General features: G+C 27.7%; 13 protein-coding genes. 2 read left to right on the forward strand and 11 right to left on the reverse strand.

Going from position 1 to position 17,361, the window contains the following annotated elements; all coding sequences use genetic code 11:
• Nucleotides 1–120: 120 nt before the first annotated feature.
• From clpB to H2684_RS08175, 6 genes are all read right to left on the reverse strand, one after another.
• Entirely contained in the window at nucleotides 121–2,712 is a 2,592-nt protein-coding gene (gene clpB / locus H2684_RS08150) for an ATP-dependent chaperone ClpB (RefSeq protein WP_182088912.1), read from the reverse strand.
• A 189-nt stretch (nucleotides 2,713–2,901) separates the two neighbouring features.
• Nucleotides 2,902–4,155, reverse strand: coding sequence for a helix-turn-helix transcriptional regulator (locus H2684_RS08155; RefSeq protein ID WP_182088913.1), 1,254 nt, complete (start codon nucleotides 4,153–4,155; stop codon nucleotides 2,902–2,904).
• Nucleotides 4,156–4,179: 24 nt separating this feature from the next.
• Nucleotides 4,180–5,478: a helix-turn-helix transcriptional regulator gene (locus tag H2684_RS08160; RefSeq protein WP_182088914.1), complete on the reverse strand. Its 1,299-nt coding sequence runs from the start codon at nucleotides 5,476–5,478 to the stop codon at nucleotides 4,180–4,182.
• A gap of 259 nt (nucleotides 5,479–5,737) precedes the next feature.
• On the reverse strand, nucleotides 5,738–5,890 hold the full coding sequence (locus H2684_RS08165) for a YtxH domain-containing protein (protein ID WP_243159301.1): 153 nt from the start codon (nucleotides 5,888–5,890) through the stop codon (nucleotides 5,738–5,740).
• Nucleotides 5,891–6,013: 123 nt separating this feature from the next.
• Complete coding sequence (locus tag H2684_RS08170; RefSeq protein WP_182088915.1) at nucleotides 6,014–6,769, reverse strand: ribonuclease H family protein; 756 nt, start codon at nucleotides 6,767–6,769, stop codon at nucleotides 6,014–6,016.
• 33 nt (nucleotides 6,770–6,802) lie between these two features.
• Nucleotides 6,803–7,693, reverse strand: a complete 891-nt coding sequence (locus H2684_RS08175) for a YkvA family protein (RefSeq protein WP_182088916.1) — start codon at nucleotides 7,691–7,693, stop codon at nucleotides 6,803–6,805.
• A gap of 197 nt (nucleotides 7,694–7,890) precedes the next feature.
• On the opposite strand from H2684_RS08175, the gene H2684_RS08180 reads away from it, so the two are divergent.
• Complete coding sequence (locus H2684_RS08180; protein WP_182088917.1) at nucleotides 7,891–9,624, forward strand: FtsH/Yme1/Tma family ATP-dependent metallopeptidase; 1,734 nt, start codon at nucleotides 7,891–7,893, stop codon at nucleotides 9,622–9,624.
• A gap of 43 nt (nucleotides 9,625–9,667) precedes the next feature.
• On the opposite strand, the gene H2684_RS08185 is transcribed toward H2684_RS08180, so the two are convergent.
• Together H2684_RS08185 and H2684_RS08190 are read right to left on the reverse strand one after the other, a co-directional pair.
• Nucleotides 9,668–10,660: a rhomboid family intramembrane serine protease gene (locus tag H2684_RS08185; RefSeq protein ID WP_182088918.1), complete on the reverse strand. Its 993-nt coding sequence runs from the start codon at nucleotides 10,658–10,660 to the stop codon at nucleotides 9,668–9,670.
• Between the two features lie 14 nt (nucleotides 10,661–10,674).
• Entirely contained in the window at nucleotides 10,675–11,721 is a 1,047-nt protein-coding gene (locus H2684_RS08190; RefSeq protein ID WP_182088919.1) for an HD-GYP domain-containing protein, read from the reverse strand.
• A 198-nt stretch (nucleotides 11,722–11,919) separates the two neighbouring features.
• On the opposite strand from H2684_RS08190, the gene H2684_RS08195 reads away from it, so the two are divergent.
• The gene (locus tag H2684_RS08195) at nucleotides 11,920–12,243 is read left to right on the forward strand and encodes a hypothetical protein (RefSeq protein ID WP_182088920.1); all 324 of its coding nucleotides are present in this window, start codon (nucleotides 11,920–11,922) and stop codon (nucleotides 12,241–12,243) included.
• Between the two features lie 2 nt (nucleotides 12,244–12,245).
• On the opposite strand, the gene H2684_RS08200 is transcribed toward H2684_RS08195, so the two are convergent.
• From H2684_RS08200 to H2684_RS08210, 3 genes are all read right to left on the reverse strand, one after another.
• Complete coding sequence (locus H2684_RS08200; RefSeq protein ID WP_182088921.1) at nucleotides 12,246–12,680, reverse strand: transcriptional repressor; 435 nt, start codon at nucleotides 12,678–12,680, stop codon at nucleotides 12,246–12,248.
• Nucleotides 12,681–12,795: 115 nt separating this feature from the next.
• On the reverse strand, nucleotides 12,796–14,955 hold the full coding sequence (locus H2684_RS08205; RefSeq protein WP_243159302.1) for a YhgE/Pip domain-containing protein: 2,160 nt from the start codon (nucleotides 14,953–14,955) through the stop codon (nucleotides 12,796–12,798).
• A gap of 37 nt (nucleotides 14,956–14,992) precedes the next feature.
• Complete coding sequence (locus H2684_RS08210; protein WP_182088923.1) at nucleotides 14,993–17,155, reverse strand: YhgE/Pip domain-containing protein; 2,163 nt, start codon at nucleotides 17,153–17,155, stop codon at nucleotides 14,993–14,995.
• Nucleotides 17,156–17,361: the final 206 nt, after the last annotated feature.

Raw genomic sequence — 17,361 nt, forward strand, 5'->3', positions numbered from 1 at the left:
AGTGAGGTATTTTTTTTCAACGCTTAAGCTCTTCTGAACACACCTGCATAGCAGGTGGTTTTCTAAATGGACAAAAAAATAATCCAAATCTCTAAAAAGAGATTTGGATTATCTGATTACCTATTCTATTAAAAATTCTCCATTCTTAAAATCTACATTTACTGTACATCCTTCATATATTTCACCTTTTATTATTTTCTTTGCAATCGATGTTTCAAAGGTATTCTCTATATACCTTTTAAGAGGTCTTGCACCATAAACAGGATCATATCCTTCCTTTGCCATAAATTCTTTAGCAGTATTTGTTATATTAATTGTGATATTTTTATCTTTAAGTCTATTTTTTATATCTTCAATGAATATGTCAATTATAGACTTTATCTCTTCAATATTCAAAGGTTTAAACATTATTATATCATCTAACCTATTTAAAAATTCAGGTTTAAATCTTGATTTCATTTCATCCATAACTCTATCTTTTACATTTTCATCTATTATTGAGCTTTCCTTATTATCAAGTAGATAACTGCTTCCTATATTAGATGTCATAATTATAATACAATTTTTAAAATCTACAACTTTACCCTGATTATCTGTAAGTCTACCGTCATCAAGTATCTGCAAGAATATATTAAATACATCATTATGTGCTTTTTCAATTTCATCAAATAATATAACACTGTATGGTTTTCTTCGAACTGCTTCTGTTAATTGACCTCCCTCTTCATAGCCTACATATCCTGGAGGAGCCCCAATTAATCTTGATACCGAATATTTTTCCATATACTCAGACATATCTATTCTTATAATATTATCTTCACTATCAAATAGTGTTCTTGCAAGAGTTTTAGCAAGCTCCGTTTTACCAACTCCTGTAGGTCCAAGGAATATAAATGATCCTATTGGTCTTTTTGGATCCTTCATTCCAGATCTAGCTCTTATAACTGCATTTGAAACTGCCTTTACTGCTTGATTTTGACCTATTACTCTCTTTGAAAGCTCATCTTCAAGTTTTATAAGTTTCTGTCTTTCTCCTTCTACAAGTTTTGAAACTGGTATTCCAGTCCATTTTGAAACTATATCTGAAATTTCACGTTCTGTAACTTCTTCTTTAAGCATTGAATTTTCATTATTATCCTTAATATTCTTTTCTTTCTCTTGTATTTTCTTCTCTAAATCTGGAATAACTCCATATCTTAACTCTGCAACTTTATTTAAGTCATACTCTCTCTCTGCTTTTTCAATTTGACCTCTTGCATCATCAAGTTTCTTTTTAAGATCTCTAACCTCAGTTATAACAGCTTTTTCCTTTTGATATTTTGAAGTAAGCTCTTTATCTTTCTCCTGCAAATTACTAAGCTCTTTGTCTACATATTTAAGCCTTTCTTTTGAAGATTCATCCTGTTCTTTTGAAAGTGCCTCTTTTTCAATTTGCAGCTGAAATACTTTTCTCTTTACATCGTCCATTTCAGTAGGCATGCTGTCAATTTCAGTTCTTATCATTGCACAGGCCTCATCTACAAGATCTATAGCCTTGTCTGGAAGATATCTGCCAGTTATATACCTATTTGAAAGTTTTGCAGCTGCAACTATAGCAGAATCATGTATCCTTATACCATGATATATCTCAAATTTTTCCTTTAAACCTCTAAGTATTGAAATAGCATCTTCCACAGAAGGTTCATCTATAATTACAGGTTGAAATCTTCTTTCAAGTGCTTTGTCTTTTTCAATATACTTTCTATATTCATCAAAGGTTGTGGCACCTATGCAGTGAAGTTCTCCTCTTGCTAGCATTGGTTTTATTAGATTTCCTGCATCCATTGATCCTTCAGTTTTTCCAGCTCCTACTATATTGTGTATTTCATCTATAAACAGTATTATCTTACCTTTACTTTTTTCCACTTCTTTTAATACTGCCTTCAATCTCTCTTCAAATTGTCCTCTGAATTTTGCACCTGCAATAAGTGCTCCAAGATCAAGTGAGAATATTATTTTATCTTTTAATCCCTCAGGTACATCTCCACTTACTATTCTACCTGCAAGACCTTCAATTATAGCTGTTTTTCCTACACCTGGTTCTCCTATGAGCACAGGATTATTCTTTGTTCTTCTTGAAAGTATTCTAACTACACGTCTTATCTCATCATCTCTACCTATTACAGGATCTAATTTGTGTTTTTTTGCTTCCTCCACTAAGTTTCTACCATATTTTACAAGTGCATCATAAGTTCCTTCAGGATCTTGAGTATCCACAGTTTGATTTCCCCTTACTTTTGAAAGCACTTCTAGAAAACTATCCTTTTTTATGTTGAACTTATTTAATATTCTATCTACATCACTTGAATGTGATTCAATAATTGCAAGCATTACATGCTCTACACTTATATATGAATCTTTAAACTTTTTGGATATCTCCTCCGCCTTTACAAGAACCTGCTCAAATCTTCTAGTTACATATACAGAAGATGAATTGGCTCCCTCTCCCATTACCTTTGGCATTTTATCTAAAACAGCATTGGTTTCATTTCTAACTAAATCCACATTAATACCCATTTTCTCAAATATATTTGAAACTAAACCATCTCTTTGAGATATAAGTGCCGAGAAGAGATGAATAACATCTACCTGTTGATGATTATGTTTTACTGCTATAAGCTGCGCCTCATTCAATGACTGTTGAACTTTTACTGTAAGTTTATCTATATCCACTTTTTCTCCCTCCTAAAACACTAGTCATAGATATACAATTAATTGAACTTTGACTTTCTTTGACCTTACTTAAATGATATTATTATATTGAAAGTTATTCAACCCATATATAATATCAAATACCCTAATCTAGCTCATAAATATGAATTTACTGCCTTTTTTCTGGCTTTAACTGAGTTTTCCTTTTAATTACATATCATATTTTTTCAGATTCATTGCAGAATTGAAATATTTTATTGCTTCAAATGTATTTCCAAGTTTATAATACATATTTCCCATGTCAATATACTTCTTATAGATTTTTTTTCTATCCTTAAGCCTTAAAGTAAAACTCAGTGAAAAATTCATGTATATCTCCATATGTTCAATATCATTTTGCTTCTCACATATATATGCCTTACAGGAGTAAAGCCCTTCCATCAGTTCAACATTGTCACATTCAATTGCCCTATTTAACATATCACTACATATTTTATCTGCCTTATTTACAAAATTGTTTTCAATTAATTTATCTAATATATTCAATAAAAGAAAATCAATCTCTTTGTAATTCTCACATGAATATTCCTCTAATCCTCTATCTAAATAATTCAAAGCCTTGTCTTTCATATTAAAATCAAACATTATTTTAACATACATAAATATTACAATAAATTTATACTTAGATTTTTCTTTAATAAGATTAAATACTTTTTTTTCATATTTTGAAAAGTCATCTCTCTTATATACAATTGATAAAATTGAGCACATAAAATATATTCCTGCTCTTTTTATTAAATCAGGCTGATCTTTTATATATTTTAAGAGATAATGTATAGAAGTGCTAACCTTATTATAATCTTCCATAATTATAAGGCATAGTGATTTATAGTAAATTGAATTTAATATGATTTGCTTATCTTTTATTTTCTTTGATATATTTAAAGCATTTTCATAGTAATTAAAGGCTCGCAAGTATTCTCTATTTTTTAACATATACGCACCAATATCCATATAATAAATTGCAAAATTTTTTTCGCAAAAATCCTTTTTTAAATATACATAGTACTTTGGTATAGTTAACTTAACATTATCTATATTATCGTATTTAATATAGTATCGAAGAATTTTATGAGCAATTTGAAAGCACAAGTCGTAATAGGAGTTTTCTTCTGCAAACATAAGATTATATTTTAATTTTTCAATATAATCCTTATCTTTTTTACAATCAAGCATATTTATATTGTCTATTATTTGAGTTCTTATTCCCTTTTTTAAATATTCTCCATCAATTTCAAGTTTTTCTGCTATATATTCTAAAGTCCTATAATCTGGTTCCATTTTGCCATTTTCAATACAACATAATTTGGAAGGTGATATATTTTCTCCACAAACTTCTTTTAAAGTCATATTCCTATATATTCTAGCTCTTTTTATCTTTTCCCCAATAGAAAGTATCTCCATATTAATCACCTATTTATTTATAAACTAATCCAATACATTGAGTTCATTAAACATATCTACCCCTTTACTGAGATATTTGGCAGCTTCTGCCTCATTACCAATTTGAATATAAAACTTTCCAATTAAAATTGATATCTTTCCTACATATTCTGTATAATCCATATTTTGACAATAATTTAATGCAGCAAATAAAGTATTTTCCGCTTCTTTTATATTATTTTCCATCATATCCACACGATATTTAAGAAGATAGTACTGTATTAAACCAGTATCATTTTTAGATCCAACAATAGAAAACATCTCTTTTAGAGTATCTCTTGCACCTTTTATATCTTTTATTTTCATATAATTTTCACATATACTTTTAAGAGTGTATATTATATCCGGATCTTTTATTTTATTTCTTAATTCTTTAGATTTATTTAAGTGAAGAAATGATTCTTCCATATTGTCAAATTTAGAAAATAAATTTCCCATATTATTTTCAATTTTTGCAATATTTACAATATCAGCAATACTTTTATACACATCAAGTGTCTTCTTCGAATACTTTATAGCATTGTCAAAGTCACCTTTTTTATTGTATTCTTCTGCAATAAGTAAAAGTGTCTTAGCATATTTATTATTGTCCTCTACTTTCATAAACTTCTCTTTTGCAAGATATGAATAATCCATTGCATTTTTCATATCATCAAGTTCAAAATAGACAAAGGCTATGTAGTAATATATTTTTCCAATTAAAAGATCATCACCTATATTGTTATTATTATACACTATCTCAGCTTGTCTAAAATAGCTCATAGCAGAATTATATGATTTTAATTTTATAGTAGCATAGCCAAGATTCATAAAACATTTTATAATCTCTTCATAATTATTATTTTTTATAAAAATGACATTTGCAGATAAAAAGAATTGCTGAGATTCAGAATATTCCTCTTTTATCATGCATATCTTTCCTCTTAAATATAAATTTTTAGCCTTTTTATATTCAAGGTTATATTTATCTGCATAATAGAATGCCTTTTCAATATATTCTTTAGCTCGAATTAGATTATCACTTATTATATATGACTCAGCTAAATTCTCACAATAAGTGCAAAATTTTTCTGCTTGACTCTCCTCTGATTCCATAAGATATTCTACAGAAGTATTCAGCTCCTTTGCCAAATACTCCAATAAATCCATACTTGGATTTGACTTTCCAGACTCAACAAGACTTATTTGCCCTGGAGTTATCCTATCTCCTGCTACATCTTTTAGAGTCATATTCATTTCTTTTCTTTTTCTTTTAATTTTTTCTCCTAATGAAAGTATCTCCATATATCATTCTTCCTTTAAATAATAATTTATATAAAAATATAGAACATTATTACATTTAATTATACTATAAATATACTCCATTTTAGATTCTAGGATTCCAGTTTTTATTGCACTTTATACTTATTTTTATTATATCATAAAATTTTGAATAATATTATTCTAAGTAAATAATTTTATTCAAAATTTTGAAAAAATTGTATTTTAAAATGTCTTGACAAAATTTAATCGTCAAGACATCTTAAATATATAGCAAATTAGACTATTTCATCCACCCAATTACACCATCTGCTGCATTTCTCATAATTCTTTTTGTCTTTTTCATTCTTTTCTTTGTAGATCTTTGATTTTCCATCATTGTTGCAACTGCTGTACCAACCAAAATTCCTGCTATAAATTTACCACCATGCATCATATAAGGCACCGTATAAAAATAACGGCTTTTCAACTCCTTTCATAATTAAAATATTTTTAATTACTCGTTTATATAAATTATGATGTGTAAATTTATATTTTTTATTACTCAGATACATTAATTTCAATTTTCAATTATTACATTATCAATTAAATCTCTAGCAATATTCCTAAACTGGGATTTTATTTCTTCATTTTTAACTTTTAATTTATTTTTTTTAAGCCATTTATATACTACATTTTTGGATTCTATACCCACTGCTTCTTTTGCCTTTTCATCTGCAATATCATTAAAAAGATCTCCAGAATGTCCTGAAACTTTTGAAAACTTTATATCTAATCCCATATCAATGAATCTTTTCATAGAATTGTAGTATTCTCTTGAAGATTCACTTTTTCTCTCCCATAGACCTGTTACATGATTTGCAATTCCCTCATAATCATGAAATATTACTATATGCTTTTCATTATTTTTAATAGCATATTCAGCAGCTTTAACCGCTGCTTCAAGTTCCCCGGCAACTTGTCTTATTGATTTTTTACTATTATCCTCTGATACTTTGCTTTCAACATATTCTACTACATCCTTTTTTACCACAACAAGAGCATAAGCATATTTTTCAGTTGAAATGTTATAGCTTCCATCTACATATATATGGGCAATATCTGGAAAAATATCACTTTTTTTCACATCAAAATTATAACTTTCATTTAGATAGTCTTCAGCTTCATCTCTGCTTTTAAAACTCTTATATACTGCTCCCTTTGCTCCCTTTACATATTTAAGACATTCTGCCCAGCTGTCCACAATTAAATTTTCTATATTTTTATTATTTTTAAAATCATATCCCTTTTTTATAGCATAAAATTTTTTCTTCATATCTTTTAAATAATTTTACTCCTCCCATATTTCCTATTTTAAATTATCTGCAGAATGCATCTTTCTATACTGATTCTTAGTTATAATCTTATCTCCTCCAATTATTTCGGATATATATTTTTTAAATTTTTTTGTAATTAAAATTATATTTCCCTTACCACTCCAATTTTCAAGTACTATATTTTCAGGTATTTCATCTAAAACAATGTTAAGAACTAAAAATGCAGCAACTATATCATCAATCTGACCTAAAACTGGTATAAATCCAGGTATAAGATCTACAGGACTTACTAAATATAAAAGAGCATTTCCCAGTATAACCTTTGATTTTCCTTTTACTCGCTTGTCTTTAATAAGTTTCCAAAATAGAATAACAATATCAGGCATTAAAAATATATAATCTCCAAATTTTTCATACCACTTATTATAAAAGTGTGGATATTTATCTGTTTTTTTCTCTACATGTGGAATCTCTTTATCTTTTTTATATACTATATTCTCAACCTGTACTTTAAAAAATCCTTGAAAAACTTCTATAGCTTTAATATTAAAATTTACATAAGGTATTAACTTTTTAACTCTATCTAAATCTATAGTTACTATATCCCCATTAAGTTCTACTCCATAATCAGTAAAATCTTCAATAACTTTTTTTATCACATTTTTTTTAATAATATTTAACATACCAAATTTATATATATTTAGCTTGTATACCTTCAAATTTAAGAAACCATCTTTTACATTTCCAATTCCCATTTCAATTTCAAAAGGAATATCAACTTTTTTATTGTATTTTCCCCTTAAGGTTATAATATCACCTATAGATATGCTCTCTATAGATAACCCATTTATGTCAACATATTCTTCTATTATTTCAAGCACATCCTGTTCTGTTAATTTTATATCTGCAGAAGACACTTTCATATAATATTCTCCCTTCAACGATTTATAACTAAAGTATACAGTAAATATTAATTTATGCAATAAGAACAATTATCTAAAGTAAAATATATCCTTATTTACAATAAATTACTTTAACAAATTTTATGATTTTCATTAGACTAATTGAAAAGTATATTATATTATTAATACAAATACACTAAAACAGAGTAGGTGATTGAATGAAAAAATTCAAAAATAAATTTTTTATACTGCCAACTATCATAATAGTACTATCTGTTTCAACATTGGTGTTTTCAAAATATACATCTAAAGAAGTAAGTAAAATTTCATATACAACTTTCAAAACCTATCTTACAAATGATAAGATATCAACAGTATACCTTACAAATTCCGAAAAAATAAAATTCGAATTAAAAAATGGAAATCTGTATGAAACAGATAACCCTAAAAGCAACAATTTTAAAGAAACACTATTAAATGAAGATATAAATGTACTTGATAACTACCCACTAAACAATGTAGAAAAATATTCTTTAGCAGCTTTAGTAATATCTATAGCTTATTTAATTACATCATCTATAAAATCAAATAAAGTTAAATCAAAACGTTCTCTTGGCATAGATTCAATGGATACCTCAGCTGTAAAAAATCCTGACTTTACTTTTGATAATATGGCTGGAAATGAAGAGGCAAAAGAAAGTGTACAAGATGTAGTAGATTTTCTTAAAAATCCTGAAAAATACAAATCCTATGGTGCAAGAATACCACATGGCATAATACTCTACGGAGAGCCAGGTACAGGAAAAACTCTTCTTGCAAAGGCAGTTGCAGGTGAAGCTGGTGTTCCTTTTTATGCTGTATCTGGGTCCGACTTTGTACAAGTATATGTTGGAGTAGGTGCAAGTCGTATAAGACAATTATTTAAAAAAGCAAGAAATAATAAAAGTGGAAAATCAATTATATTCATAGATGAAATAGATGCAATAGGTAAAAGGCGTCAGGGAAGTTCAGCTTCTGGATCCGACGAAAGAGATCAGACTTTAAACGCCCTTTTAACTGAAATGTCTGGTTTTAATGAGAACTCGCAAATAGTTGTAATGGCTGCAACAAACAGACTTGACACCCTAGACTCCGCCCTGCTAAGACCTGGGAGATTTGACAGGCACATTGAAGTTACACTACCAGATATATCCGCAAGAGAAAAAATATTCAAACTCCACTTAAAAAATAAACCTGTAGGTAATATAAATATAAAAGAATGGTCACAAAAAACATCTTATTTTTCAGGAGCAAAAATTGAAAGCTTAATAAATGAAGCTGCAATTATTGCCTGCAAGGAAAATAATCCTGTTATTGAAAACAAGCATATAGACAGAGCATTTTCTATAATTTTAGCTGGATATGAAAAGAAAAATAGAGATTATATAAAAGATATTGACAGGGAAATTACCTCTTATCATGAAATAGGACATGCTATTGTATCTTTAAAAGCACTTCCAAATGAAAAAATATCAAAAATAACTATTATCCCGAGTACAAAAGGTGCTGGAGGATATACACTAAGTATTCCTGAAGACAGACTATACCACAATAGATCATATCTTATAAAAAAAATAATGGTTATGCTTGGAGGACGAGCTGCTGAAGACATTATATTTGGTCCTGAGTATATAACCACAGGGGCTCATAACGATTTAAAACAATGTACAAACATAGCCTATAACATGGTAACCAAATATGGAATGGGAGAAACACTTGGACTTTTGAACATAGAAGGACTGGCAGAGGTGAACATTAATCAAAATGATGTAATATCTGAATGTAAAAAGCTAGTTAATAATATCTATGATAAAACCAAAAAACTTCTAAGTGACAACAGAGAACTTTTAGAAGAAAAATCAAAACTTCTTCTTGAAAAAGAAACTCTCTTTGAAAGTGACATTATCTCATAATAAAAATATTATAAACAGTCAATAAGTTTTATTTATACAGAAACTATTGGCTGTTTTTATTTTTCAAACCTATAACGCTTGAGCACAATACTCCTCCAATTAGTCCCCCAATGTGTCCAAAATTATCTATATTGGCAACTGAAAAACCAAGTACTAAATTTGCAACTATTACAGATACTATGCTGTAAATATACTCCTTGTTTATTCTCTTTCTCATCTTAATTCCAAATACAAATGCTGCTCCAAGAAGTCCAAATATTGCACCAGAAGCACCTATAGAAACATAGGGCGAAAGAACATAACTTAAAATAGATGACATAATACCTGAAAAAAAGTATATAAATAAATATTTTACCTTTCCATAAAATTTTTCAACTATAGGTCCCATAATATAAAGAGCATACATATTAAACACAATATGCATTATACCAGCATGTAAGAACATACAGGACACAAGTCTATAATATTCACCTTTAGATATAAGTGAATTAACTTTAGCTCCCATAAATACAAGTACATTGGTATCAATTGTAAAAAAATTATGAGATATTACAGAAGATATAATATATACAATTATATTTAAGGCAATTAAAGTATATGTAACGCTGGAATCCTTTATGCTAAATTGGAACTTTTCCTTATTTTTATTTTGTTCATATTGAGAAATTGCATTTACACAGTTATATATTCTATTTAAAGTATCCTCTGGAACTTGAGTTGAGTACACTATATTTTTAGAACTAGAATCTATTAAAATTAATCCACACTGTGGATAAATATTGGGTTCTTCTAGCATGACAACTACACATTTTATTTTATTAAAGTTGTATTTTTCTTTTAAATTAAAATAAATACTATTAAAATTTATATTTCTAAAATTATTTTGTGTTGAAAAAATTACTACTTCAAGATTTTCACCTTCTATTTTACAAAGTCCCCACTTACTTATAAGACAGCAGTCATCTTGAAATTCTACAATGCTGTAATTGTAAAACTTATACATGCACTCTACAATACTTTTTATATATTTTTCCATTAGGCTCTCCCAAATTACATTATATTTGAAATTACAATATTAGTATTTTTAAGTAAATCAATTTCACTATACATAGAGTCGTTTTTATTAAAACATCTTACAATAGGTCTATCAGGGAATCCCTTATTTTGTCCAACCACATATCCATCTCTATTATTTGACAATTTCACATGACATCCAAGGGGATATATGGAAAATGTATTCTTAAAATCCTCAACAAGATCCCTATCAAAAGAACTTCCACTTCCTGAAAGTATCAACTCATAAGCATCATTAAGGCTAAATTTTTTCCTATAGCACCTGTCATTACTCACTGCATCATATACATCACATATGCAAACTATTTTTGCAAATTTAGTAATTTGAGGTCCCTTAATTCCAAGAGGATATCCTCTTCCATCTATTTTTTCATGATGCTGTCCTACTATTTTTATTATAGAATCAGGTATTGAATAATTATTCTTTAAAAGTTCCACTCCATAAACAGGATGCTTTTTTATCTCTTTAAACTCCTCATCTGTAAGTTTTTCTGTTTTATTCAATATTTCAATAGGAACTCTTATCTTTCCAACATCATGGAGCACTGCTCCTATACCAAGAGTTTCTAAATCCTTTCTATTAACTTTTGCCGTTTTTCCAAGAAAAACTGCCATAATACAAGTATCTATAGAATGAACAAAAGTATAGTTATCATAAGTCTGTATGTCATATATGCTTTTGTTTACATCTCCAATTTCTAATATATAATCTATCATTTTTTTCACATCATTTGTAGACCTCTCAAGTTCTATTGTATTGCCGCTAGCTACATTTAAAAATATGCTTGACATACTTTTCATAGCCGTCTGTTTAAGCTGAGTCAATTTTTCGTCTTCTACTTGAACATCATCAAGTCTTTCATCCTCAACATAAATAAAAAATACTCCTAATTCTCTTAGTTTATTTATATAAACATCTGTTAATTCAACTCCAGCTTTTAACAATATCTGTCCTTCTCTTGCAAATATGCTCTTCCCTAAAATAAGACCTTCTTTAGCTTCGTCTATAAACTGTAATCTCATTCTTAACACCCCAATAAGTTTTAATTTTAACAAAATTCCTTAGTTATTTTTATTTTTCAACAGCAGTATAATACATACTAATCTCATTATAAATATCTCCTCCATAATTTATCAAGTAAATTTATTCCATATATTTACTTAATATGTAATTCGGGTTATTATTATAATATAAAATAATTTAACTATTAGGAGGAAATTATGAAAAAACTTATAAGCATATTAATTTCTATTTTTTTATTAGGCAACGTAATATACTATAAGCATAATATTAATATGTGTAAAGATATGAATTATGCAGTAAATAGATTTTTTACTGAAGGCATTTTCAATAAATATAAATTATATAAAATTGATAGTAAAAACGTATACTTCTCAAATGGCGAAATATCTTTTTTAAAAATAAGTGGAATCTCATACAATTCACCTTATAGAGAAGTAACTTACAGAGTACTTGTAAAAAAAGACTCCAAAGGGATATGGAAAATTGAAAGGGTATATGAAGACAATGCCTTTGAAAAATAAACTCATTTTTGATTTATAAGTTTATTTCTACACTGACTGCATATTCCATCTAATTTAAGATTTAATTTTTCCTCTATTAAAACAAATCCCGTTTCATTTTTTACAATTTCTTCTATTTCCTGCATTGGACAATCTATCTCTACCTGCTTATGACACACTTTACACTGCACTATATGCTTATGACTTTTTTTAAGTATAGCATAAGTAGCCTTATTAAGTCCAAGGTCGAATTTTTTTATTATCTTCTTTTTTTCAAAAAGCTCCAATGTCCTATAAATTGTAGACATATCCATAATAACATTATTCTCTCTACATTTATTAAATATATCCTTTGCATTTAAAGAACTATCAGTTGTAAAAAATACTTTCAGTATATTAACTCTAGATTTAGTAACTTTTATACTGTATCTTCTCAAATACTGTTCTATATTCTCCATAGAATCACCTCAAATTTAAAAAAAAAAATTAAAATAAGTATATATTTATATTATATACTTATTTTAATTAGCAATAAATATTATAATTTTTATTTTAACAATTCTATGAAAATTATTATAAACCAAGACCTGACTTTTCAAATTCCATTTCAGATTTTTCCATAAGTTTGTGCAATGGTTTTTTCAACAATGCAAATATTAAAGATAACCCTACAAAAGAAAGTAGAGATCTAATATCTGTGTATACATTACTCCATATAGGTCCTGCTATGGCCTCTCTCATTCCATTTATTGAATATGTAAATGGCCACAGTGGTTCTAACACTCCAAATATCTTTGGCAATGTTGCTATAGGATAAAGTCCTCCAGCTCCTGCAATTTGAAAAACCATCATTACAACAGCTGCTCCTTTACCTATATTTCCAAATACATATACAAAAGTATATACAATAAATGAAAATGACAAACTTGAAACTAGTGAAATTATATACATAAGCAAAGTATTTTCAGGATGAATTCCAACTAAATATATATCACCAGTTATAATTATAATTGTCTGGATCAATGATATAATTAGGAAAAGCAACAATTTACTAAAATACTTGTGAACTAAATTTATCTTACTTCCATCTTCAAACTCCCTGCATTTTACTGTAACTATAGAACAAGTTAAAGTAACCCCTACCCAAATTGCAAGCACAGTATAAAACGGAGTAACTCCATATCCAAATAGACCTGAATTATAAATTTCTACGCTCTTTACATCAACAGGTGATGAAATAAGTTCCGGTAGACTATCTGGATTCTTATCTATAATATCCATTATTTCATCAATATCATCATTATCTAAGATATCTAACTTTTCATCTAGTGAATCTAACTTTTCATCAATATCAGTAAACTTTTTACTAAGCTGCTCTCTCTGATTTACAACAGCCTTACTTGTAGAGATATTTGAATCTGCTAGCTTGTTTATCTGTGGAATAATATCCTTTGTTATTGTAAGTACAGAATTAATATTGTTTAGATTAGTTTCCATTGAATCAGCCAATATACCCATTGAATCATATGTATTTGAATAAAATTCATTTGATAAATCGATTATATCTATAGAAACTTGATTACTTATTTCAGATAATTGATTTATAGTAGAATCAATTGCATCCTTTGAAGAATCATTGTTAATTGCCTCTTTTAAATCATTTAAATAATTTATTTCAGTTTTTATAGAACTTCTTAAAGATTCAAGATCATCTATAAGTTTACTTGTAGGTTTATTTGGAATAATATCATTTATTTTATTAAGCACATCTATATCCGTATCAATTTTATCAGAAATAGAATTATTTAACTTATTCATTTCATTTATTAAAGTTGTAGCTGAACTTTTTCCAATATCTATATCATTGATATTTCTTAAATTATTTAACAAAAGCTGGATTTCATTGTTTGTAGTTTCAATCTGATTTATATCTTTTACAAGATCTTCTTGTTCTGATGTTATTGAATCCTTTGTAGTCTGAGTAATTGATTTACTTTGTGCTACAATTGTCTGTAATTCATTTATTCTATTTGATATTTTAGGCAAATCACTTTTAATTCCAGCTAGATATTTCTGGAGATCTTTTGAATTCTTATTTTCATTTTCTATATGATTTCTCATATCTTCTATAGTTGACTTTGCCTCTGGAATACTATCTCTAAGTTCTTCTATCTGTGGCTTATTAGTTTCAATTTTTTTATTTAACTTCTTTAACTGTTTTATTGACTCTTCATTTACGGATTTTACAAATTCACTTTTCACATTATCTACAAATTTCTCCTTAGCTGCATCTATAATTTTATTTGCTATTCCATTTAATTTCTCATTTAACCTGTATATTATATTGGGTTTTTCTGGATTTTCTGTAGCTAAGGTAAGTAACTTTCTAGAAAAGTCATTGGGAATCTCTATAAGGGCATAGTACTTTCCAGAATTAAGTCTGTAATTTCCCTGCCATTCATCTATGAATATCCAATCTATTGAATTATTTTTTTTTAAATTATCAACAATTTCATTTCCAACATTTATATTTTTCCCATTAAATGAAGCACCTTCATCATTGTTTACAACTGCAATTGGCAGCCTACTTGTATTAGCATAAGGATCCCAACAAACTTTTATATTAATCCAAGCATAAAGTGAAGGTAAAAAACACAAACCTATAATCAATGCCAAAACTGATGGATTTTTTATTATATTTTTAAAATCTCGCTTCAATATTCTAAGAATCATTTTCAATATACATTCACCTCTAAGTCAATAATTGCATTTAATATCCTATGCCTGAATCTTTAAGTTTCTTTCTAAACTTATAAGTAATGTGATAAATACGTTTTTTCAAGAATAATCCCATTATTATGAAGATAACTGTAGTTATTATAAGCACTACAAAATCCAGAACAACAGTACTTATAAGAGGTCCAGCAATAGCTTCCCTAAATCCACTAACTACATATGTAAATGGAAATATAGGTTGTAATACTCTAAAAATCAATGGTTCAAGTTGAATAGGATATGTAGCTCCACTTCCTGCTATCTGTGCTATGAGAAATATAATTGAAATTGCTTTCCCAAGATTTCCAAACATTGAAACAAGGGTATATGTTATTGTAGTAAATGTGGCAGATGCTGCAAGAGAAATCATTATCATGAGAAATACATTCACCGTCTGTACATTAACTAAGAGTTTATCTCCTACTGCAACTATAAATCCCTGAATTAAAGACAACATTACAAAAGTTGTGAGCTTTCCTAAATATCTCTCTCTTGGAGTGAATTCTGCATCTCCCTTAAATCCATCAGCGTCACTTCTAAATATTGACACAAGCAAAATAGATCCTACCCAATTTGCAAGAGTTGTATACAAAGGTGCCATAGCCGATCCAAAACTTCCAACAGTATATATATTTTCCACTTTAACATTAAAAGGATTAGACATAAAATTTCCCATAAACTCAGGATTATTTTGTAGTATGGTAATTATCTGTATTATATCGTTATTGTTAACAAGTTTAAGTTCATTTGCCAGCTTATTTATATCATCTTTAAATTTAAGTAATTTTTTATTTAACTTACTTGCAGATTCTCCAGCAAGATTACTACCTTCTATTAATGCATCTATAGAACTATCTCCACTATTATTAAGATTTTCTATAGACTGTAACATAGTTACTGCAGTATTTGTAGAATCAACAAGTTCATCAGCTATTGAATTCAAATCTCCAATTACCTCATTATTATATTGAACCGAAGCGTCTATAAGATCATCATTAATATCTTTCATAGTGCTAGTTATTGAAGTCATTAGATTGCTATTTTTCCCAATACCCTTGTCCAATTCATCTTGAAGCTCATTTATATTTCGTTTTTCAGTATCTAGAGAATTTTGTATATTGTCAAGGGAATCTATCATATTTTCAACTGCAGAAGTAGATTTAAAACTATTAATCTTGTCCAAGAAATTTCTCGTTACATTAATTTTATTGTCCAATAAATCTATCTGATAATTAATTTTTGATACAGTGTAATCAACATTTTTATAACCAGATTCTTTACTAAGTAAATTCAAATAATCAATCATACTTTCAATTCTATAAAGGTCAATTTTAGCATTGTTTAAATTATTATTTATATTATTTATAGAATTGTTAAGAGAAGATTTAATTGTATTTATAGAATTTGTATTATTTTCATTTGCATCATTAACATCTCCTATTACAGTATCAAGTGATGGAATTCCTCCCTTAACTGCACTTAGAATATTAGTTAAATCTTTAGAACCATCATCTATATTTTCTAAAGTATCAGTTATTATATCCATATTATCACTTAAAGTTATTATAGCATCTTTCAATTTTATAATATCATCTTTGTTTTCATCAGCAACCTGACCAATTGAATTTAAAGAAGTAAAAAGAGTTTTATTTACACTATAAATAAAATTTGTCTTTATTTCATTTGAAATATTCATTTTAGTAACATCTGCTATTTTTACTGCAACAGGAGTATTTTTAGTATCAACTTTATATATAATTTCAGGTTTTTTAGGATTATCAGAATCTATAGTAGTAAGATCTTCGGAAAAATCCTCAGGTATTTTTATCTCAGCATAGTATGTCCCATCTATAATACCCATATCAGCATTTTCTGAGTTTACAAATTTCCACCCTATCTTATCATTCTCTTTTAATTTATCAACTATATCTTTTCCTGCATTTACATCCTTACCTCTAAATGTAGCACCTTTATCTTCATTTACTACTGCAACTGGAATATCTTTTGTATTTTCATAAGGACTCCAACAAGCTTTTATGTTAACCCATGCATACAAAGATGGAAGAATACATACACCTGTAACTATTAAAAGTGCCATTTTGTTTTTGACAATACTTTTCATATCTCTTTTAAATATTTTCAAGAATCTAGTTTTCATATGAATACACTCCTACAAATGACTGTACAACTGCGTATATAATTAGTAATTTAATTGATAAATTTCAATAACAATTCAGAAATAGTTTCTAACATTACTGACCAGTCAGTAATATTAAACACTATTTCTGAATTTATGTCAACAATTATAGGTAAATATTTTATTTAGCTATAATTATTTAAACTAAATAAAAATAAAATACCGAC

The organism is Clostridium sp. cel8 (genome assembly GCF_014050525.1).
Classification (GTDB): Bacteria; Bacillota; Clostridia; order Clostridiales; family Clostridiaceae; genus Clostridium_B.

Excerpts from the sequence above, each read along its gene's own strand:
- H2684_RS08155 (WP_182088913.1), bottom strand. The coding sequence starts at position 4,155 with ATGGAGATACTTTCTATTGGGGAAAAGATAAAAAGAGCTAGAATATAT.
- H2684_RS08160 (WP_182088914.1), bottom strand. The coding sequence starts at position 5,478 with ATGGAGATACTTTCATTAGGAGAAAAAATTAAAAGAAAAAGAAAAGAA.
- H2684_RS08165 (WP_243159301.1), bottom strand. The coding sequence starts at position 5,890 with ATGATGCATGGTGGTAAATTTATAGCAGGAATTTTGGTTGGTACAGCA.
- H2684_RS08170 (WP_182088915.1), bottom strand. The coding sequence starts at position 6,769 with ATGAAGAAAAAATTTTATGCTATAAAAAAGGGATATGATTTTAAAAAT.
- H2684_RS08175 (WP_182088916.1), bottom strand. The coding sequence starts at position 7,693 with ATGAAAGTGTCTTCTGCAGATATAAAATTAACAGAACAGGATGTGCTT.
- H2684_RS08180 (WP_182088917.1), top strand. The coding sequence starts at position 7,891 with ATGAAAAAATTCAAAAATAAATTTTTTATACTGCCAACTATCATAATA.
- H2684_RS08185 (WP_182088918.1), bottom strand. The coding sequence starts at position 10,660 with ATGGAAAAATATATAAAAAGTATTGTAGAGTGCATGTATAAGTTTTAC.
- H2684_RS08190 (WP_182088919.1), bottom strand. The coding sequence starts at position 11,721 with ATGAGATTACAGTTTATAGACGAAGCTAAAGAAGGTCTTATTTTAGGG.
- H2684_RS08195 (WP_182088920.1), top strand. The coding sequence starts at position 11,920 with ATGAAAAAACTTATAAGCATATTAATTTCTATTTTTTTATTAGGCAAC.
- H2684_RS08200 (WP_182088921.1), bottom strand. The coding sequence starts at position 12,680 with ATGGAGAATATAGAACAGTATTTGAGAAGATACAGTATAAAAGTTACT.
- H2684_RS08205 (WP_243159302.1), bottom strand. The coding sequence starts at position 14,955 with ATGATTCTTAGAATATTGAAGCGAGATTTTAAAAATATAATAAAAAAT.
- H2684_RS08210 (WP_182088923.1), bottom strand. The coding sequence starts at position 17,155 with ATGAAAACTAGATTCTTGAAAATATTTAAAAGAGATATGAAAAGTATT.